This window comes from Pseudomonas sp. S49 (genome assembly GCF_009866785.1).
Classification (GTDB): domain Bacteria; phylum Pseudomonadota; class Gammaproteobacteria; order Pseudomonadales; family Pseudomonadaceae; genus Aquipseudomonas.
Genome location: NZ_CP019432.1, coordinates 576283 through 596697, shown reverse-complemented (window position 1 = coordinate 596697; position 20415 = coordinate 576283). Strand labels below are relative to the sequence as shown.

The window sequence follows — 20415 nt, the reverse complement described above, 5'->3', positions numbered from 1 at the left end:
CTGCGCGTCAACTTCACGGACAAAAGAGCCGAGCTCAGTGAACCGGCCCACGCCAGTTAAAACCGATAACTTCTTCCTGCTGATCTTCCGTGCACTGCGCCACCGCCGTGTACCGATTGCATTGCGCATTGCCAGCCATAACGTGATCCTGGTCGCTCTGGCCCTGGTGATCTATGCCGGCGTGATGGGTTTGCAATTCAAGCAGGCCATGCACCAGCAGGCCGATGCGCTGGGCGAAAGCCTGACCACGCAGACCGCGACCTCTGCCACCGAGCTGTTGGTGTCCAACGACATCCTCAGCCTCAACGTGCTGCTCAACAACCTGACCAAGAACAAACTGGTGGCCCACGCGGCGATCTACAGCGTGGATAACCGCATCCTCGCCGAGTCCGGTCAGCGGCCCAAGCACAGCCTGCTGGGCGAAGCCGAAGGCATGTACGAGAGCAAGATCACTTTTCAGGACGTGACCGCCGGGCAACTGCGCATCAGCCTGGACATGGATCAGTTCCAGCAGCCGATGACCATCAGCCTGCAAAGCATGGGCATTCTCAGCGGGATTCTGCTGGCACTGTCGCTGGCCCTGAGCCTGCGCATGGGCCGCTACCTGTCGACGCCGCTGCTGCAATTGCGCGTCTGGTTGCGCCGTATCGACGAGCACACGCCGGGCATCGATCGTCAGGATGAGATTGGCGATCTGGCGCGTCAGCTGCACGCCAACTACGCGCCGGAGCCTGCACCGGAACCGGAGCCTGAGTTCGAGGACGAAGAAGACGAGCCGGAATTCGAGGTGCGCAACTTGCGTGATCCGAGTTTCGACGAAACCCGTCCGATGGCCGCGCAGAAGCCTGCACCGCGGCATCTGGTCAGCACCGTCGAAGACGATGATGACGATGACGCATTCGCCGACCTGCGCGACGAGTCGCTCAATGGCGCGCCCCAACCCGTTATCCGCCAACCGTCGCCAAGCGTGCCGCAGCACACCGCCGTACTGGCCGTGCAACTGGGCTCTCAGGAGCAACTGCGCCGCTTGCCACGGGCACGCCTGGAAGAATTGCAGGAGCGCTATCGCGACTGCCTCTATCAGGCCGCTTCGTTGTATCAGGGCGAAATCGAAACCCTGAACGACGGCAGCACGCTGATGCTGTTCCACACCGAAGACAGTGGCGATGATTACCTGACCAACGCCATTTGCTGTGGCGAGTTGCTGCGGGCCTTGGGTCATCAGTTGCAGATTGAAGTCGCGGACAGCGGCATCACCCTGCAGTTGCAACTGGGCCTGACCCTGGGCGATGAGTTGTTCGGCTTGAGCCAGATCGATCTGTTGCTGACCGATTCGGCGCAGGATGCATTGGCTCTGTCACAACACAGCCGCAATCTGCTGCTGGTTGAACGCAAGATCGGCGACGATGCGCTGATCCGTCAGCGCGCGCGGATTCGGCCGATTGCCAGCCCTGAGGGTGCTTGCTGCGTCGAGCGGTTGATGGAGCCTTATCCATCGATGCTCGAGCGGCAACTGGCGCGGATGCATGAGCGCCGGGCTTAAGCTTTAAGCCTGAAACACAGAAGCCCGCAGACGAGTGATTGTCTGCGGGCTTTTTTGTGGATGACTGAAAAGCCCCTCACCCTAGCCCTCTCCCCGAGGGAGAGGGGACTGATTGGGGGATATTGGAGAGCTACACCGACTTGAGCGCCCTGCTGTGAATCCAGAATCGCCAAGCTCTTTCAGGTCACGTATGACGCCAGATACTCCCAGTCCGCCTCTGCTTTACCGAATCCATAATCGCCAGGTACTTTCAGGTCCACGTATGACGCAAGACACCTCGGTCAGTCCCCTCTCCCTCTGGGAGAGGGCTAGGGTGAGGGGCTTTTGATCTTTCACGCAGAACCCCAGACACAACAAAGCCCGCACAAGGCGGGCTCTGTTCTGTCTCGATCCAGCGTCAGAAGCGGAACACTTCCATGTCAGTCCGAATCGGCGATGCCATCGGAATCTTCGGCTGCTTCTCGGCTTCCGCTGCCGGTGCTGCCGGTTTTGGTGCCGATTTACGCGGTGCCTCAGCCACCGGAGGCTGATTGGCCAAAGGCTTCAGCGCCACCGACAATTGCTCGGCCAGACGCTGCAGCAAAATGCCCTGAGCCTGCACCTGCGACGCCGTACTGCCGGCATGCAGCTCCTGCAGATGAACGATGCGGTTATCGCGCACCTGACCACGGCGGTCGATCAAGCGCCACTGCGCATCGAGGATCGCCGGCTGTTTCGCGCCGGAGTCCAGACGCGTGATGGTCAGCAATACCTGTACATCCGGGGTAAACCCACCGGTGGCCGGTGCCAGCACCACACGTTGGCTGTCCAGATGACCCGCCACCTGACGCATCAGCAACTGATCGATATCCGACGAAAGGCTGCCAGCCCAACGACCGTCGGTCGCCGCTTGCAGACTGCCGTCCGGTTGACGTTGCAGCAAGGTCTCACGTTGCAGGTAATCGGCTACGACTACCGGGCCCAACAAAACCGCCATGCCCGCGCTTTGCGCAGGCTGAACCGGACTTCCGCTGTCCAGTTGATACAGCGACACCGGCTGGTGAACGCTGCAACCCGCCAGGCCCAAAACGCCGGCGAGCAGGAAAATAAGGGGGCGCAGAGCAGTCATCATCCCGTCCAGGTGGCCGCCACAAGGCTGACCACAGTGAAAATACTCAATAAATATGAAGAACGCTCGGCCACGCCGGCGCTTGGAAAGGCCATATCATCCGTGAATATGCGTTCCGACTCCAGCGCCAAAGCGTCGATCTACGCGTTAAATCGTGGATCGACGCCTCTAGGACGCCTAATTGAGGTTTTCGACGAGCAGCGCATCGACCCGCTGGAAGCCCCTTGGAAGCTTGTTGCCACGACGTCCACGCTCACCTTTGTAGTGTTCAAGGTCGTCAGCCTTCAGCGACAAGGTGCGTTTTCCGGCCTGCAACACCAAAGTGGCGCCTTCCGGAAGTACGGCGATGTCCGTGACATATTCTTCGCGACTGGCCACACGCTCACCGGAAATACCGATGATCTTGTTGCCTTTGCCCTTCCCTAATTGTGGCAGATCGCTGATTTTGAAGATCAACAGGCGACCTTCGGTCGTGACCGAGGCCAGCCAGTTGTGCTCACGATCGGCAACCGGACGCGGCGGGATCACCTTGGCGTTGTTCGGCAGGCTCAACAGGGCTTTACCGGCCTTGTTCTTGGCTTGCAGATCTTCGCCCTTCACCACGAAACCGTAACCGGCGTCGGAGGCGATCACGTACAACGCGTCATCCTCCGGCATCAGCACGCACTCAAACGAAGCGCCCGGTGGCGGCGTCAGACGACCGGTCAATGGTTCGCCCTGGCCACGCGCCGACGGCAGCGTATGCGCAGCAACCGAATAGCTGCGGCCGGTGGAGTCAATCACCACGGCAGACTGGTTGGAGCGCCCCGCCGCCGAGGTTTTGAAGCCGTCGCCAGCCTTGTACGACAGGCCGGTGGCGTCGATGTCGTGACCTTTGGCCGAACGAATCCAGCCTTTTTCCGAGAGCACGACGGTGACTTTCTCGTTCGGCAGCAGATCGTGTTCGGTCAACGCTTTGGCTTCGGTGCGTTCAACGATTGGCGAACGACGGTCGTCGCCATAGGTTTCGGCATCCTTGATCAGCTCCGTACGCACCAGCTTCTTCAGCTTGGCTTCGCTGCCCAGCAGCGCTTGCAGCTTGGCTTGTTCCTTGAGCAGTTCGTCCTGCTCGTCGCGCAGCTTCATCTCTTCCAGTCGCGCCAACTGACGCAGACGCGTGTCGAGGATGTAGTCGGCCTGAATCTCGCTGAGGGCGAAACGCTCGATCAGCTTGGCTTTCGGGTGTTCCTCGGTGCGGATGATGTGGATCACTTCATCCAGGTTGAGGTAGGCAATCAACAAACCGTCCAACAGGTGCAGGCGACGTTCGACCTTGTCGAGGCGGAATTGCAGGCGGCGACGCACGGTCAACACGCGGAATTCCAGCCACTCGACCAGCAAGGCCCGCAGGTTTTTCAACTGCGGTTTGCCGTCCAGACCGATGATGTTGACGTTGACCCGGTAGGTCGACTCCAGCTCGGTGCTGGCGAACAGGTGCTGCATCAGCGCTTCGTGATCGACGCGGCTGTTGACCGGAATGATCACGATGCGGCACGGGTTTTCGTGGTCGGATTCGTCGCGCAGGTCAGCGATCTGCGGGGCTTTCGACGGTTTCGCCTGCATCAGCGCGGCAATCTGCTCCAGCACTTTCGCACCGGAGACCTGATGCGGCAGCGCGGTGACAATGATGTCGCCGTCCTCGACGTGGTACACGGCGCGCATGCGCACCGAGCCCTTGCCGGTTTCGTACATTTTCAGCAGGTCGGCGCGCGGCGTGATGATTTCCGCTTCGGTCGGATAATCCGGGCCCTGAATGTGTTCGCAGAGCTGTTCAACCGTGGCTTTCGGCTCATCGAGCAAGCGCACGCACGCAGTGGCGACTTCGCGCAGGTTGTGCGGCGGCACGTCGGTGGCCATGCCCACGGCGATGCCGGTGGTGCCGTTGAGCAGAATGTTCGGCAGGCGCGCCGGCAGTACCAGCGGCTCCTGCAGGGTGCCGTCAAAGTTCGGGCCCCAGTCGGCAGTGCCTTGGCCCAGTTCGCTGAGCAGTACTTCGGAATACCGCGACAAGCGTGCTTCGGTGTAACGCATGGCGGCGAAGGACTTCGGATCGTCCGGCGCACCCCAGTTGCCCTGGCCGTCGACCAGCGTGTAGCGATAGCTGAACGGCTGGGCCATCAGCACCATCGCTTCGTAGCACGCCGAGTCGCCGTGCGGGTGGAACTTGCCGAGCACGTCACCGACGGTACGCGCCGATTTCTTGTGCTTGGAATCGGCGTCCAGGCCCAACTCGCTCATGGCGTAGACGATACGCCGCTGTACCGGTTTCAGGCCGTCGCCGATATGCGGCAGGGCACGGTCCATGATCACGTACATGGAGTAGTTGAGGTAGGCACTTTCGGTGAAGTCGGCCAGCGAGCGGCGTTCTACACCGTCCAGGCTGAGATCAAGGGGGTTGCTCATGCAGGCCTCATCGGTTCGTTGTCTGGCGCAGCAGCATGGTGCCACCGCGCTGAGTAAATTCAAGTTTGTTCAAGGCGCTCATGCCGAGCAGCACCTGATCGCCATGCAGCCCCGGCGCCACCAATGCACGGACGTCCCGCAGCACGATGTCACCCAGTTGCAGACGGGCAATTTTGGTCCGATAGCCCTGGCTCAGGCCGTTCGCCGTGCTCAGGGTCACTCCGAAACCTTCTTCCAGCTTCAAGCGCTTGGCCAGATCCGCCGGGATCGCCACATCGGTTGCGCCGGTGTCGAGCATGAACTCCACCGGCTCACCGTTGATCTGACCGCTGGCGACAAAATGCCCTTGGGCATTGCCGGCCAGTTTCACTTCGATAAAACCTTCGCCCTGCTCCGAACTGACCACCACGTTCGGATTCTGCTGGCGCTGCTCCCACTGGCCGAAAAACCGCGTCGCCAGAAACAGCGCCGCGCACCACGCCAGAATCATCAGCACCCGACCGGCGCGCTTGCCCGGCGGTTGCTGGCTCATGGCTTGGCGCTCCAGCCACCGTCAGGTGCGGCGAAGCGCCAGACGATCGGCCGAACCTCACCGTCGGCGCGCGGGCCGAAATTATTGTCGACGCCGACCCATGCACCATCAGCGTCAACGATCAGCGCCTCTTCCAACCCGAAGTTCTGCGAGTAACGGCGGTTGGCCTGCAACAGTTCAGCGGCGTACGACCAGCAACGCTCGACCTTGGCGGTCTGCGCATCGCGCCGACAAATCTGGAAGGCGTTGCGCTCAAGGGTAAACAATTTGCCGTTAAACAACGAAAGGTCGGAAAAGTCTCGGTCGACCGCTCTGGCCTTCGGGAACTGCGGCGGCTGCATTTCCTTGCCGCCCTCGCTGAGCAGCACGCAACGACCATCGCAATCCCACACCGTCTGCTGGCGCTTGATCAGCAGCAAACCACGGCTTTGCCGCTCGGCGGCCAGCCACATCTGATCACCCGCAGGGCTGATCGCCAGGCCTTCGAAGATCGCATTGAAATGCAGGAGCATGCCACTGGCCCGCGCTTCGCGAACCATCATCGGCGAGATCTTCAGCCAGTTGACCGGGCCGCTGACGGGCACCTGCAAAACCGCCGCATGGCCCTCGCTGACAATGTAGCGATTGCCGGCGCTGTCGCAACTGATGCCCTCGAAATCCAGATCGCCACCGCGCACGAACGACGCGGCCCAATTGCGCGAGCGCAACCCCCACGGCAAACCGGTCTCCGGCACCAGCGGCACGTCGATGTGCAAGGCTTCGGCCTGCCAGACCTGATCGGCGGTATTGAGCCGATAGATCTGATCGTCATCGCGGTCCGACACCGTCCACAACTCGCCGCCACACATGGCCAGCCCCGACAGGTTACCGCCGCGCATGCCGTCGACCGGGTGCCCGGAGAGCACGCGCAACTCCTGCAACGGCTCGGCCGACACGCTCATCGCACACAACAGCAACGCACCCGCCAAGGCCCAGCCAAACCGCATCAGGCCAGCACCTCGGCGAGGTTGCCTTTGGATTCGAGCCAGGTCTTGCGGTCACCGGCGCGTTTCTTCGCCAGCAGCATGTCCATCATTTCCGAGGTTTCGGCGAAGTCTTCGCCCAGCGTCAGTTGCACCAGACGCCGCGTGTTCGGGTCCATGGTGGTTTCACGCAGCTGCGGCGGGTTCATTTCACCCAGACCTTTGAATCGGGTGACCTGTGGTTTGCCGCGTTTCTTCTCGGCGACCAGACGATCGAGAATTCCGTCACGCTCGGCTTCGTCGAGGGCGTAGTAGATCTCTTTGCCGAGGTCGATGCGGTACAGCGGCGGCATCGCCACATAGACGTGACCGGCATCCACCAGCGGACGGAAATGCTGGACGAACAGCGCGCACAGCAAGGTTGCGATGTGCAGACCGTCGGAGTCGGCGTCGGCGAGAATGCAGATCTTGCCGTAACGCAACTGGCTCATGTCCGCCGCGCCCGGATCGACACCGATGGCCACGGCGATGTTGTGCACTTCCTGGCTGGCCAGCACTTCGCTGCCGTCGACTTCCCAGGTGTTGAGGATCTTGCCACGCAACGGCAGGATCGCCTGGAACTCCTTGTCCCGCGCTTGCTTGGCGGAACCGCCGGCGGAATCACCTTCGACGAGGAAAAGTTCGGAACGCATCGGGTCCTGCCCGGCGCAGTCAGCCAGCTTACCCGGCAACGCAGGGCCCTGAGTGACGCGTTTGCGCTCGACCTTTTTGCTGGCCTTGAGGCGCCGACCGGCGTTGTTGATCGCCAGTTCAGCCAGCGCCAGACCGGTTTCCGGGTTGGCGTTGAGCCACAGGCTGAACGCGTCCTTGACCACACCGGAGACAAACGCCGCGGCTTCACGGGACGACAAACGTTCTTTGGTCTGGCCGGAGAATTGCGGCTCCTGCATTTTCATCGACAGGACGAACGCGATGCGTTCCCAGACGTCTTCCGGCGCCAGCTTCACACCGCGCGGCAGCAGGCTGCGGAATTCGCAGAACTCGCGCATCGCATCGAGCAGGCCCTGACGCAAACCGTTGACGTGGGTACCACCCTGCGCCGTCGGGATCAGGTTGACGTAGCTTTCCTGCACCGCATCGCCACCTTCGGGCAGCCACAGCAGCGCCCAGTCGACCGCTTCCTTGTTACCGGCGAAAGCGCCGCAGAACGGCTCGTCCGGCAGGCGTTCGAATTCGCTGACCGCATCGACCAGATACGAGCGCAGACCGTCTTCGTAATGCCACTCGACTTTCTCGCCGGTGCCTTTGTCTTCGAAGCTGACCAGCAGCCCCGGGCACAACACAGCCTTGGCCTTGAGCACGTGCTTGAGACGGCTGATGGAGAATTTCGGTGAGTCGAAGTATTTCGGATCCGGCGCGAAGTACACGCTGGTGCCGGTGTTGCGTTTGCCGACGGTGCCGACGATTTCCAGTTCCGAGGCTTTGAAGCCGTCGTTGAACGTCATCTGGTATTCGTTGCCGTCACGCTTCACGCGTACGCGCACTTCGGTCGACAAGGCGTTGACCACGGAAATACCTACGCCGTGCAAACCACCGGAGAACTGGTAGTTCTTGTTCGAGAACTTGCCGCCCGCATGGAGTTTGGTGAGGATCAGCTCGACACCCGACACGCCCTCTTCCGGGTGGATGTCGACCGGCATGCCACGGCCGTCGTCGCTGACTTCCAGCGAGTGGTCGGCGTGCAGGATGACCTGCACCGATCTGGCGTGGCCAGCCAGGGCTTCGTCGACACTGTTGTCGATGACTTCCTGGGCGAGGTGGTTCGGCCGACTGGTGTCGGTGTACATGCCGGGGCGTTTGCGCACCGGGTCGAGGCCCGAGAGGACTTCGATGGCGTCGGCGTTATAAGAGCTAGCGCTGGGAGTGGCCATAGGGTCTCGTCGTCAGTCATTCATGAAATAGGGGCAAGACTTCACAGTGCGGTGAAATCGATTGCCTGAAACAAATCGGCGCCAATGCCGGCAAAACTCAGCAACGCCGGCAATTGCCCGGCAAAACCCTGAAAACCATGGTCGCCGCCGGCCTGAATGCGCAAGGCACAGGCGCGGTAATACTGTTGGGCGAGGCGATAGTCCAGTGTTTCATCGCCGGTCTGCAACCATACCTGATAGCGCTGCGCATCCTGAGGCGCCGGCACTTCCAGTTCGGCCAGGGCCGTGACGTGGTCGTGGGTCAACTCCCAGATCTCATCGGTATACAGGTTTTTCTGCGGGCCCAGATAGCCGTCGAACATCCGGTGCGGGCTGACCGCCGGGTTGACCAGCAGGGCTTTCAAGCCATGGCGCTCGGCCAGGTGAGTCGCATAGTAGCCGCCGAGTGAGCTTCCCACCAGCAGCGGGCTGCCCAGTTCGGCAATCGCTTGTTCCAACTGACCGATGGCTTCGCGCGGGTGGTGATGCAGGGCCGGGACACGCAGTTTGTCGCTCAAACCCAGCTGTTCCATCACCGTCACCAACTGACAGGCCTTTTTCGAGGCCGGGGCGCTGTTGAAACCGTGGATATAGAGGATCGAACCAGACATTTGAGCTCCCTGGGTGTCGGTTTGGGTTTGCGGAGTTTACAGGGAGAGAAGAGCGGATTGGGGGTGGGCTCGATAATTTGGTGTGACAGCACGAGCTGCCCTCACCCTAGCCCTCTCCCGGAGGTAGAGGGGACCGAATGGGGGATATTTGCGAACTACATCGACCTGAACGCTGTGCTGTGAATCCATAATCGACAACGCTGCTTCAGGTCGATGGATAGCGAAAGGCACCTCGGTCGGCCCCCTCTCCCTCTGGGAGAGGGCTGGGCGGGCGGCGTTCCGATGAGGGGCTTTTGATTGGCAATCAGTAACCGTCAGAGCCGTAATCGACGGTGAAGGCGAAACCGGTAACGCGCTCAACTCCGGTTTCCAACCGCCCATCCGGCAACAACCGCAACCACCGATATCCCGGCGCCTGCTCCCCTACCTTGAAATCCTCACTCCCCGGCTCGAACTGAATGCACGTCGACGGCGAAGCCATCAACCGCACGCCATTGCGCTCACGATCGATCTCCTGATGCACATGCCCCCACAACACCGCCCGGGCCTGTGGAAAACGATCCAGCACCTCGAAAAATGCCTCGGGATTGCGCAAGCCAATCGGCTCCATCCATGCGCAACCAATCGAAACCGGATGATGGTGGAAGCACACCAGATGATGGCGCTCCGGCGCTTCGCTCAGCGAGCGGGCCAGCAGTTGCAGTTGATCGTCCTGCAAATACCCCGGCACCGAACCCGGCACCGCCGAATCCAGCATCGTCACCCGCCAGTTGCCGATATCGACCACCGGTTCCAGCAGCGTGCTCTGCACGGCGGCCTGGGCCATGATCATCGGTTCGTCGTGATTGCCAGGAATCCACCGCGCCGGTGCGTCGATCTGCGCGCTCATCTGGCGAAACTGCTGATACGACTCCAGCGTGCCGTCCTGCGAGATATCGCCGGTGGCCAGAATCAGATCGATCTGCGGCTGCTGCCCCAGCACCAGTTCGATGACCTTTTGCAGGCTCTCGCGGGTGTTCATGCCCAGCAGCGCGCCGTCCGCTTCAGCGAACAAATGGCTGTCGGACAACTGCACCAGCAACGCCGGATCGGCGGGGGTCAACGTGGATACGCTCGGCAAGGCGTTCTCCCAAGGCAAAAGCACGGAATCGATCAAGTGCCGCAATTATGCTGGGGGATCAGTGAAAGAGGAAAGCGGCGAACCGGACGCAGTTCACAACTAGCGTACGACTTCGTACTCGTGCCCCAACGCCAGGCAATGACTCAGCCATTCCCCCAGGAAAAGATTGAGCTGGGCCTTTTCATCCGGCTGATGCATGGCCGCGTTCGGGTAAGGATAGATGCCGCGAAAGCGTCGTGCATGTTCGGCACTGACGACCTCAGCCATGCGCGCGTCGTGATAGACCTGCACTTCCAGTTGCGGCACCGGCAGCCATGGCAGGCTGTGCTCCTGACGCACCTGCAAAGTGGTGGTGTACGGGCAGGTTTGCAGCACTTCGAGGGCCAGCACGCCGAGCATCTGCTCGCCCTGCGTCACGGCGATGCGCCGCGCCTCGGGCTCGTTGCGCATGTCCGGCAGCAGTCGCATCAGGCGCGCGTAGTTGGCCTCGCAGGCGGCTTGCAGCCCCACGAGGTCGACTCGATAGCGATCGCGCAACTTGTTTACGACCATAACCCCCTCACTTCGGCGCGATTGAGCGCCAGCCACTGCAAGGCGATGATGCTCGCCGCGTTGGCAATGCGTCCGTCACGGACGGCCTGCAAGGCATCTTCAAAGGCCCAGACCGTGACACGGATATCTTCTGCCTCTTCTTCCAGGCCATGCAGGCCGCCAACGCCGTCTGTGCTGCAACGCCCCAAGTACAAATGCACGAACTCGTTGCTGCCGCCCGGCGACGGGAAATATTTGGTCATCGGCCACAAGGCCTTGATGTCCAGCCCAGCTTCCTCCTGCGCCTCGCGGTGAGCAACTTCTTCCGGTTGTTCATCCTTGTCGATCAGACCAGCGACCAGTTCGACCAGCCACGGGTTATCGGTCTTGCCCATGGCGCCGACGCGGAACTGCTCGATCAACACCACTTCGTCGCGTTGCGGATCGTACGGCAGCATGCACACGGCATCGTGGCGCACGAACACTTCACGGTTGATCTCCCGGCTCATGCCACCGGCGAACAATTCATGGCGCAGGTGCAAACGGTCGAGCTTGTAGAAGCCCTCATAGCAACGTTCGCGCCGCACGACGTCGACGGTGGTCGGAATGGCATTGGCAAAATCAGTCATAAGCATCCTCTTTACTGCACATCCATCACGAAGTTGCTTTTGGTCGCTGGCAACCTCGACTTCGCGCCATCCTAACGCGCCCGCACCGTTTGATGCAGCCCCTTTACCGTCAGCGGGATGGACGGTGGAGGCGAAACCCACTCTAATTAGCTTAGTGGCGAACTGACTGCTTCGTTGAGAGTCGAAGCGGTAACTTTTTGCCTTCCCCTGCTTTCGAAAGGACGCCCATGTCGCTTTTCAAAATTGCCTCCGTGGCCGCCATTGCCCTGACCCTGGGCGCGTGTGCCAGCCTGTTCCAGCCCAACTACCGCACGCCGCTGGAAACCACCCGCGATGCATCAGAGCAACTGAAACCGGGCTGTTCCAACCCGGATTGCCCGCTGGTGAACATCGACACCTTGCGCTTCCCGGACGAACCTGCGCTGGACGGCATCATCGAAAAACGCCTGCTGCAAATGACCCGCACCGAGAAGAACGCCCCGGTTGCGCCGACTCTGGCGGCCTATCGCGATCAGTTTCTGGCCAGCGCCGGCCCACGCAACAGCAGCTACCTGCAAGCGAAAGTACGCGAGCAGCATGACGGCTTGGTGATCATCGAGGTGTCGAGCTACCTCGACACCGGCGGTGCGCATGGCACCCCGGGTCGCGGCTTCATCAACTATTCGCGCCAGCAGCACAAGGTGCTGAACCTGTCCGACATGCTTGTGCCGGGTCAGGAAGAGGCGTTCTGGAAGGCGGCGCAAGTCGCGCACAACAGTTGGTTGATCAGCACCAAGCTCGATCAGGAGCCGGAGTTCGTGGCGAACTGGCCGTTCGTGAAAACCCCGAACGTGGCGCTGACCTATGGCGGCGTGATCCTCAAGTACGACGTGACCACCATCGCGCCTTACGCGCTGGGCCACGTCGAACTGAAGATTCCTTATCCGCGTCTGAACGGCATTCTCAAGCCTGAGCTGTTTCCCGGCCGTAACTGAAGGCCCGGCCCAGCACTAGTTGCAACAGCCCTGCCAGCACCAGCGCCGGCAGGGTTGCGCCGACATCCGGATACAGATTCGCCAGCAAGTGGTAGGTGCTCACGCCACCCAGCCACGCCAACAACGCCGGCCAGCGCAATGCGGCCGACGCGACCTGAGCGCTGCGCTTGCGCAGAATGAAGTGATCGACCAGCACCACGCCGAACAGCGGCGCAAACACCGAGCCGATCAACAGCAGGAAATTCTGGTACTGCGCCAACGGCGCGAGCAGTGCGATCAGCGTGCAGATCACGCCGATGGCCAAGGCCAGATGCTCGACTTTCAGGCGCAACAGAATCCCGCTGGAAACCGCTGCCGAGTGAATATCGGCGAAGGCGTTTTCCGACTCATCGAGCAGAATCAGCAACAGCGGAATGCCCAGCCCGGCGCCGGCCAGTGCCAGCAACAGCGCGTTGACTTCACCGCTTGGCGCGAAGGCCAGGGTGTAGGCGACGCCGAGGCTCATCAGCCAGAAGTTGCCGATGAAAAAACCCACAGCGGTGCCACCGAAAACGTTCTTCGCCCGCTTGCCGAATCGTGAGTAATCGGCGATCAGCGGCAGCCACGACAGTGGCATCGCAATAGCGATGTCGAAGCCCACGGCAAACGGCATCGAACCGTCACCGGCGCGCGACCAGAGATCGGCCAGATCGGCTTTGGCAAACAGGTTCCAGGTCAGCCACAGGCACGCCGCCAACAGCAACCAGATGCCCCACTTGCGCAGAATCTGCCGCACAAAGGTCAGCGGCCCGCTCACCGCGAGCAACGTCGCCAACGCACCGAAAAACAGCGTCCACAACAGCGGGTTCGACCACAGCGAACCTTCGCTGAACGCGCGAGTGCCGAGCAGGCTGGCCGCATCGCGCATGACGATGATTTCGAACGAGCCCCAGCCGATCAGTTGCAGCAGATTAAGCAGCGCCGGCAGGCTGGCGCCTTTGCTGCCAAGGCTGAGTTTCAGCGCGGCCATCGACGACAGGCCGGTGTCACTGCCGATCACGCCGACAGCGGCCAGCAACAGCACGCCGACCAGCGTGCCGAGGAAAATCGCCAGCAGCGAACCGGACAGGCCCAAACCTGGCGCGAGCAATGCGCCGGTCTGCAAAACCATCAGGCCGATGCCGAGGGAGAACCACAGGGAAAACAGATCGCGACCGCCGAATACACGCTTGTCGGCGGGCACGACGAGGTCGGGGGAATAAGTGCTGGGTTGAATGCTCAAGGGTGTTATCTCAGAGGGACATTTGTTGTTGTGTTGTGATCGTTCCCACGCTCTGCGTGGGAATGCCTCTAGGGACGCTCTGCGTCCAGTGACGCGGAGCGTCACGGGCTGCATTCCCACGCGGAGCGTGGGAACGATCAGTCTTGCAGCTTGCAGCTTGCCGCTTACACTTTTTTGTACAGCTGACTGCCTTCCTTCTTGAACCGCTCGGCCTGTTCCGCCAGGCCTTGGGCGACGTCCACGTCGACCGCGTCGATCCGCTGGTTGGCCGCGTACTCGCGGACTTCCTGAGTGATCTTCATCGAGCAGAATTTCGGTCCGCACATCGAACAGAAATGCGCGACCTTGGCCGAATCCTTCGGCAGGGTTTCATCGTGATACGAACGCGCGGTGTCCGGATCCAGACCGAGGTTGAACTGGTCTTCCCAACGGAATTCGAAACGCGCCTTGCTCAAGGCGTTGTCGCGAATCTGCGCGCCCGGATGCCCTTTGGCCAAGTCCGCTGCGTGGGCGGCGATCTTGTAGGTGATGATCCCGGTCTTCACGTCATCCTTGTTCGGCAAGCCCAAATGTTCCTTCGGCGTCACGTAGCAAAGCATCGCGCAACCGAACCAGCCGATCATCGCCGCCCCGATACCCGAGGTGATGTGGTCGTAACCCGGCGCAATGTCAGTGGTCAGCGGCCCGAGGGTGTAGAACGGCGCCTCGTCACAGCATTCCAGCTGCTTGTCCATGTTCTCTTTGATCAACTGCATCGGCACGTGGCCCGGGCCTTCGATCATGGTTTGCACGTCGTGCTTCCAAGCGATCTTGGTCAGTTCGCCGAGAGTTTCCAGTTCGCCGAATTGCGCGGCATCGTTGGCGTCGGCAATCGACCCCGGACGCAAGCCATCGCCCAGCGAGAAGCTGACGTCATAGGCTTTCATGATTTCGCAGATTTCTTCGAAATGCGTGTAGGCGAAGTTTTCCTTGTGATGCGCCAGGCACCACTTGGCCATGATCGAGCCGCCACGGGAAACGATACCGGTCACGCGTTTGGCGGTCAGCGGCACGTAACGCAGCAGCACGCCGGCGTGAATGGTGAAGTAGTCGACGCCCTGCTCGGCCTGCTCGATCAGCGTGTCGCGGAACAGCTCCCAGGTCAGGTCTTCGGCCGCGCCGCCGACTTTTTCCAGCGCCTGATAGATCGGCACCGTGCCGATCGGCACCGGCGAGTTGCGGATGATCCACTCGCGGGTTTCGTGAATGTGCTTGCCGGTGGACAAGTCCATGATGTTGTCCGCGCCCCAGCGAATGCCCCAGGTCAGTTTCGCCACTTCTTCTTCGATGGACGAACCCAGCGCGCTGTTGCCGATGTTGCCGTTGATCTTCACCAGGAAGTTACGGCCGATGATCATCGGTTCCAGTTCGGTGTGGTTGATGTTGGCCGGAATGATTGCGCGGCCACGGGCGATCTCTTCACGGACAAATTCCGGGGTGATGATTTTCGGCACGCTGGCGCCGAAGCTGTGGCCCGGGTGCTGCTGATCCAGCAGGCCGGCGGCGCGGGCCACCTCAAGCTTCATGTTTTCGCGGATGGCGACGAATTCCATCTCGGGCGTGATTATGCCCTGACGCGCATAGTGCATTTGCGTGACGTTGCCACCAGCCTTGGCGCGACGCGGGTTGTTGACGTGGGCAAAGCGCAGTTTGGTCAGTTCCGGATCGGCAAGGCGCTCGCGACCGAAGTTGGAGCTCAGGCCGGCCAGACGCTCGGTGTCGCCACGGTCGTCGATCCACGCCGAACGCACATCGGCGAGGCCTTTGCGTACGTCGATCACCACGTTCGGATCGGTGTACGGGCCAGAGGTGTCGTAGACGGTCACCGGCGCGTTGATTTCACCGCCGAAATCGGTCGGCGTCACGTCGAGGGTGATTTCGCGCATCGGCACGAGGATGTCCGGGCGCGAGCCCTGAACGTAGACTTTTTGCGAACGGGTGAACGGCTTGACCGATTGCTCGTCGACCTTGGCCGAGTCACTCAGGTTGATCGCGTTTTTTGATTTTGTAGTCATCACGGGCTCTCCAGACAGCATCCAGGCAGTGGATTGTCGGAGCAGAACCTGAAAGGCACGGACGCACCAGGACCGGTGCTGTGCATCGTCGTCGAGCGTTCGATTGTCGAACAATTTCCCGGACGAAGCACAAGAGGACTCGCCGGGTGACGAGAAATCTTGTTCCCTACGCAGGCGCTAACCTGATCAGGTTCAACGGGATCCGAAATTATTCGATCTCAGCCTCATAGCAAGGCACCCCGACAAGAACCCGGCCAGTCTAGACACAACCGGCAAAGAACGCCAACACCGCAGCAATCACCATGATGAATGGCGCAAATACACAGGTTCGCCCGATTGTTGTGAGGCAAATGCGCAACTACACTCGCTTTGCCCTGCCATGCCTTGACGCTGTGGGGCCTGCGCCTTACCTTTGGCGCCCGGATTACTTCCATAATATTAATGCTAGGGATCGCCTCATGCTGCGCAAACTCTCACTGGCTGTTGCCGTGTCTTGTGCGTCCAACGCAATGGCCTGGGCAGCAGAAGCGCCCTTGTCGACCAAAACCGATCTGGTCAGCGTCTATCAGGAGGCAGTCGACAACAACGCCGATCTGGCCGCCGCCCGCGCCCAGTACGGCGCGCAGAAAGAAGTGGTGCCGCAGGCCCGCGCCGGGCTGCTGCCAAACCTGTCGGGCGGTGCCGAAGTGGCCAATGTGCGGACGTCGATCGATCAGCCCTCGGCCACTGCCAACCGCAGCGCTCACTCGTATCAGGCGACTCTGGCCCAGCCGTTGTTCCGCGCCGATCGCTGGTTCCAGTACCAGGCCGCGAAGGACGTCAACGAGCAAGCCGCGCTACAACTGTCAGCGACCGAACAGAACCTGATCCTGCAATCGGCCGAAAGCTATTTCAACGTGCTGCGCAGCCAGGACAACCTCGCCTCGACCAAGGCTGAAGAAGCCGCGTTCAAGCGCCAGCTCGACCAGTCCAACGAGCGTTTCGATGTGGGCCTGTCGGACAAGACCGACGTGCTGCAATCGCAAGCCAGTTACGACACCGCCCGCGCCAACCGTATTGTTGCGCAGCGTCAGGTCGATGATGCGTTCGAAGCGCTGATCACCCTGACCAACCGTCAGTACAACTCGATCCAAGGCATCGTCCACACGCTGCCGATCCTGCCGCCGGCGCCGAACGACGCCAAGGCGTGGGTCGATACTGCAGCGAAACAGAACCTCAATTTGCTGGCGAGCAACTTTGCCGTCAGCTCCGCCGAGCAGACCCTCAAGCAGCGCAAGGCCGGCCACTTGCCGACCCTCGATGCCGTGGCCAAATACGAAAAGGGTGACAACGACGCCCTGGGGTTTTCCAACCCGAACGCTTTCGGTGTGCCATACCGCGACAACGTCGAGCAGAGCACAGTCGGCTTGCAACTGAACATCCCGATCTACAGCGGTGGGCTGACCAGCTCACAGGTGCGCCAGTCGTATGAGCAACTGAATCAGAGCGAACAACAGCGCGAATCGCTGCGTCGGCAGATCGTCGAAAGCACCCGCAACCTGCACCGCGCAGTGAACACCGATGTCGAGCAGGTGCAGGCGCGTCGTCAGTCGATCATTTCCAACCAGAGCGCAGTGGAAGCCACGGAAATCGGTTATCAGGTCGGTACGCGCAACATCGTTGACGTGCTCGATGCGCAGCGTCAGCTGTACACCTCGGTGCGCAATTACAACAACACGCGTTATGACTACATTCTCGACAACCTGCGTTTGAAGCAGGCGGCGGGGACGTTGAATCCGGGGGATCTGGAAGATCTGCGGCGTTATCTGAAAGCCGACTACAACCCGGACAAGGATTTTCTCCCGCCGGATCTGGCCAAAGCGGCCGAGGCGCAGCTCAAGGCCCGGCCTTAAGCCTTAAAAACAAAAGATCGCAGCCTTCGGCAGCTCCTACATTGGAATACGTTTCCTGTAGGAGCTGCCGAAGGCTGCGATCTTTTTGCTTACTTGATCAGTCTGCCCAAACCATCCAGCAAACGCTGCAACGCGCCCTGGTTGCGGCGCATCACCGCCAGCCCGGCCTCGGCCATACGCTGCGCATCACGCGGCAACTCGAACAAGCGTTGCACCTCCACCGCCAGCCCTTCGGCATCATCCACTTCCGCCAATGCCCCGGCTTCACGCAACTGCGCGGCGATGTCGAGGAAGTTGAACAGGTGCGGGCCACTGATCACCGGTTTCGCCAAGGCTGCCGGCTCCAACAGGTTGTGCCCACCATTGGCCACCAGGCTGCCGCCGACAAACGCACTGTCCGCCAGTGCGTAGAGAAACAGCAATTCACCCATGGTGTCGCCGAGCAGTACGCTCGTCTGCGCATCGACATTGGCTTCGGTCGAACGCCGAACCGTAGCGAAGCCTTCGCGCTGACACAGTTCGAACACCGAGTTGAAGCGTTCCGGGTGACGCGGCACCAGAATCAGCAACGCATCCGGGTGATTGGCCAGCAAACGACGATGGGCGTCGAGGATCACTTCGTCCTCACCTTCGTGGGTGCTGGCGGCGATCCACACTGGGCGCTCCAGCGCCTGCCATTGGCCGCGCAGGTCGGCCGCGCGTTGCAGCAATTGCGGGTCTATGGTCAGGTCGAACTTGATCGAACCGGTGACCTCGACTGTCTCCGCACGCGCGCCGAGATTACGGAAGCGCTGGGCTTCTGCTTCGGTCTGTACGGCGAATAAACTCATTTCGGCGAGCATCGGCGCGGTGAGTTTGCTGAAGCGGCCATAGCCGCGTGCGGAACGCTCGGACAAGCGCCCGTTGGCCAGCGCCACCGGGATTCCACGCTTGGCGCACTGATGAATATGATTGGGCCACAGCTCGGTTTCCATGATCACCGCAAGCTTTGGCTGAACGCGATCAAGAAAGCGCGCCGCCGCACACGGCAAGTCATACGGCAGATAGCAATGCTGGATGCGCGGTTCGTTGGCGAACAGCGCCTGAATCCGCTCCGAACCGGTCGGGGTCATGCAGGTCACGGTGATCGGCAACTGTGGATAACGTTGCAGCAAGGCGCGGATCATCGGCGCCGCAGCAATGCTTTCGCCCACCGACACCGCGTGCACCCAGATGCCGCCGGGGTGCAATTTCGGCATGCCGTAAGAGAAACGTTCGCCAATCCGTTTGGCGTACGCCGGCGCCTTGCGTGCGCGCAGCCATAGCCGAATCGCCACCAATGGCAGCCCCAGGTAAAACAGCGCGGTGTACAGAGTTCTATTCATGGCGGCGGAGTTTATCGACTTTTGTCGCCGATCGCGCGCAAGTGCACGGCAAAACGTTCCGCAAGCCAACGCGCGGCAGGGCCGAGGGGTTCGTCGCGGCGCCAGACCAGTTCAACCACCAGCGCCGGCGGCGTCCATTCGCTGTCCAGTTCAACCATCAAACCCTGATACGCCGAGTACTGCACCACATGACGCGGCAACCAGGCCCAACCGAGATCGCGCACCAGCCATTCGGACATGACGTAGAAACTGTCCGCGCGCCACACCTGCGGGCTGGCCGGCTCGTTGCCGGGATAGACGCTGGTTTGCGTCGACATGAGCAATTGCCGATGTTGCGCCAGTTGCTGGCAGGTGACGTAAGACTGCTTCGCCAGCGGATGATTGATGCCGCACACCGTGACCATTTCCACGCTCCCCAGCACGCGGCGCTCCAGCGCTTCGGGAATTTCATCGTGATAAAACAGCAGGCCAAGGTCGGCGCGACGCTCGACCAGTTTGCGCGACACTTCACCTTGCGCAGCGCTGGTCAGTTGCACTTCAAGGCTGGGGAACTGCTCGGCCAGTTCACCGAAACTTTCCACCAGCGCCTGATACGGCATCGCCTCATCCTGAGCCACGCGCAGTTGCGCTTCCTGGCCGCGCATCATCGCCATGGCACGACCGTTGAGGCGCTCGCATTGGCGCAGGACTTCTCGTGCTTCTTCCAGCAACGCTTCACCCGCCTCAGTGAGGGTTGGCTGGCGACCGCTGCTACGCTCAAACAGATTCACGCCCAAGTCGTCCTCAAGCATGGCAATCGCGCTGCTGATCGCCGACTGGGCCTTGCGCTGCTGCCGCGCCACGGCGGAAAACGAGCGCTGCTCAGCGACGCCGACAAACACCCGTAGCTGATCGAGATTCCACTGCATACTGGCTTACCAACCCATCTTCAAAACAGATAGGTAATGACTTTACCCCATCTGGCGAATCACTAGAATGCCGACTCAGCAAGCAACGTTTCACATGAGGATTTGAACCATGAACGCCTACGCCTACCTGGCCATCGCCATCTGCGCTGAAGTGATCGCCACCGTGTCGATGAAGGCCGTCAAAGGCATCAGCACACCGCTGCCACTGGTGCTGGTCATCGTCGGCTACGCGATTGCGTTCTGGATGCTGACGCTGGTGGTGCGCACCGTTCCGGTCGGCGTGGCCTATGCGGTGTGGGCCGGGATGGGCATCGTGATGGTCAGCGTCGCGGCGCTGTTCATCTACGGGCAGAAACTGGATATCCCGGCAATGCTGGGGATGGCGTTGATCGTACTGGGCGTCGTTGTGATTCAGCTGTTCTCGAAAACTGCCGGCCATTAACCGCCAGCCCCAATCCCCTGTGGGAGCGAGCCTGCTCGCGAATGCGGTATATCAGTCAACAGATATGTCGAC

The 20415-nt window shown here is 61.0% G+C and carries 17 protein-coding genes and 1 riboswitch; of the genes, 4 read left to right on the top strand and 13 right to left on the bottom strand.

Annotated elements, in window-relative coordinates; all coding sequences use genetic code 11:
• Nucleotides 1–37 precede the first annotated feature (37 nt).
• Nucleotides 38–1543 carry an AhpA/YtjB family protein gene (locus tag PspS49_RS02570; RefSeq protein ID WP_160038008.1) on the top strand — a complete coding sequence of 502 codons (1506 nt, stop codon included), beginning with the start codon at nucleotides 38–40 and terminating at the stop codon, nucleotides 1541–1543.
• A 397-nt stretch (nucleotides 1544–1940) separates the two neighbouring features.
• Here the strand turns inward: PspS49_RS02570 and PspS49_RS02565 are convergent, their stop codons facing one another.
• From PspS49_RS02565 to PspS49_RS02525, 9 genes are all read right to left on the bottom strand, one after another.
• The gene (locus tag PspS49_RS02565) at nucleotides 1941–2651 is read right to left on the bottom strand and encodes an ABC-type transport auxiliary lipoprotein family protein (protein ID WP_077570583.1); all 711 of its coding nucleotides are present in this window, start codon (nucleotides 2649–2651) and stop codon (nucleotides 1941–1943) included.
• Between the two features lie 177 nt (nucleotides 2652–2828).
• Nucleotides 2829–5093 (bottom strand): DNA topoisomerase IV subunit A, encoded by a 2265-nt coding sequence (gene parC / locus PspS49_RS02560; protein ID WP_160038006.1) that lies wholly within the window; start codon nucleotides 5091–5093, stop codon nucleotides 2829–2831.
• A gap of 7 nt (nucleotides 5094–5100) precedes the next feature.
• Nucleotides 5101–5625: a TIGR02281 family clan AA aspartic protease gene (locus PspS49_RS02555; RefSeq protein ID WP_053116749.1), complete on the bottom strand. Its 525-nt coding sequence runs from the start codon at nucleotides 5623–5625 to the stop codon at nucleotides 5101–5103.
• Nucleotides 5622–6611, bottom strand: a complete 990-nt coding sequence (locus PspS49_RS02550; RefSeq protein ID WP_127925597.1) for an esterase-like activity of phytase family protein — start codon at nucleotides 6609–6611, stop codon at nucleotides 5622–5624. The genes PspS49_RS02555 and PspS49_RS02550 overlap by 4 nt, the downstream gene beginning before the upstream one ends.
• Nucleotides 6611–8518: a DNA topoisomerase IV subunit B gene (parE, locus tag PspS49_RS02545; protein ID WP_034151667.1), complete on the bottom strand. Its 1908-nt coding sequence runs from the start codon at nucleotides 8516–8518 to the stop codon at nucleotides 6611–6613. Before parE ends, PspS49_RS02550 begins: the two co-directional genes overlap by 1 nt.
• 41 nt (nucleotides 8519–8559) lie before the next feature.
• Entirely contained in the window at nucleotides 8560–9168 is a 609-nt protein-coding gene (locus tag PspS49_RS02540) for a YqiA/YcfP family alpha/beta fold hydrolase (RefSeq protein ID WP_150750094.1), read from the bottom strand.
• Between the two features lie 304 nt (nucleotides 9169–9472).
• The gene (cpdA, locus tag PspS49_RS02535) at nucleotides 9473–10288 is read right to left on the bottom strand and encodes a 3',5'-cyclic-AMP phosphodiesterase (protein WP_127925595.1); all 816 of its coding nucleotides are present in this window, start codon (nucleotides 10286–10288) and stop codon (nucleotides 9473–9475) included.
• A 99-nt stretch (nucleotides 10289–10387) separates the two neighbouring features.
• The gene (locus PspS49_RS02530) at nucleotides 10388–10840 is read right to left on the bottom strand and encodes a DUF1249 domain-containing protein (protein WP_016985685.1); all 453 of its coding nucleotides are present in this window, start codon (nucleotides 10838–10840) and stop codon (nucleotides 10388–10390) included.
• Nucleotides 10831–11448: an NUDIX domain-containing protein gene (locus PspS49_RS02525; protein WP_034151670.1), complete on the bottom strand. Its 618-nt coding sequence runs from the start codon at nucleotides 11446–11448 to the stop codon at nucleotides 10831–10833. The genes PspS49_RS02530 and PspS49_RS02525 overlap by 10 nt, the downstream gene beginning before the upstream one ends.
• A gap of 227 nt (nucleotides 11449–11675) precedes the next feature.
• Between PspS49_RS02525 and PspS49_RS02520 the strand changes: the two genes are divergently transcribed.
• The gene (locus PspS49_RS02520; RefSeq protein WP_134175867.1) at nucleotides 11676–12422 is read left to right on the top strand and encodes an RsiV family protein; all 747 of its coding nucleotides are present in this window, start codon (nucleotides 11676–11678) and stop codon (nucleotides 12420–12422) included.
• Here the strand turns inward: PspS49_RS02520 and cytX are convergent.
• Nucleotides 12391–13683, bottom strand: coding sequence for a putative hydroxymethylpyrimidine transporter CytX (gene cytX / locus PspS49_RS02515; RefSeq protein ID WP_160038004.1), 1293 nt, complete (start codon nucleotides 13681–13683; stop codon nucleotides 12391–12393). The genes PspS49_RS02520 and cytX overlap by 32 nt on opposite strands.
• 164 nt (nucleotides 13684–13847) lie before the next feature.
• The gene (gene thiC, locus PspS49_RS02510; RefSeq protein ID WP_077570562.1) at nucleotides 13848–15737 is read right to left on the bottom strand and encodes a phosphomethylpyrimidine synthase ThiC; all 1890 of its coding nucleotides are present in this window, start codon (nucleotides 15735–15737) and stop codon (nucleotides 13848–13850) included.
• A gap of 146 nt (nucleotides 15738–15883) precedes the next feature.
• A riboswitch (TPP riboswitch) is annotated at nucleotides 15884–15989 on the bottom strand.
• A gap of 206 nt (nucleotides 15990–16195) precedes the next feature.
• Between thiC and PspS49_RS02505 the strand changes: the two genes are divergently transcribed.
• A complete protein-coding gene (locus PspS49_RS02505; RefSeq protein WP_127925592.1) occupies nucleotides 16196–17629 on the top strand; it encodes a TolC family outer membrane protein in 1434 nt (477 codons plus the stop codon).
• Nucleotides 17630–17718: 89 nt separating this feature from the next.
• Here PspS49_RS02505 and waaA read toward each other — a convergent pair whose 3' ends face one another.
• Both waaA and PspS49_RS02495 read right to left on the bottom strand, forming a co-directional pair.
• On the bottom strand, nucleotides 17719–18993 hold the full coding sequence (waaA, locus tag PspS49_RS02500; RefSeq protein ID WP_160038002.1) for a lipid IV(A) 3-deoxy-D-manno-octulosonic acid transferase: 1275 nt from the start codon (nucleotides 18991–18993) through the stop codon (nucleotides 17719–17721).
• A gap of 11 nt (nucleotides 18994–19004) precedes the next feature.
• Nucleotides 19005–19901 (bottom strand): LysR family transcriptional regulator, encoded by an 897-nt coding sequence (locus PspS49_RS02495; protein WP_160038000.1) that lies wholly within the window; start codon nucleotides 19899–19901, stop codon nucleotides 19005–19007.
• A gap of 109 nt (nucleotides 19902–20010) precedes the next feature.
• On the opposite strand from PspS49_RS02495, the gene PspS49_RS02490 reads away from it, so the two are divergent.
• Nucleotides 20011–20343 (top strand): SMR family transporter, encoded by a 333-nt coding sequence (locus PspS49_RS02490; RefSeq protein ID WP_007915730.1) that lies wholly within the window; start codon nucleotides 20011–20013, stop codon nucleotides 20341–20343.
• Nucleotides 20344–20415: the final 72 nt, after the last annotated feature.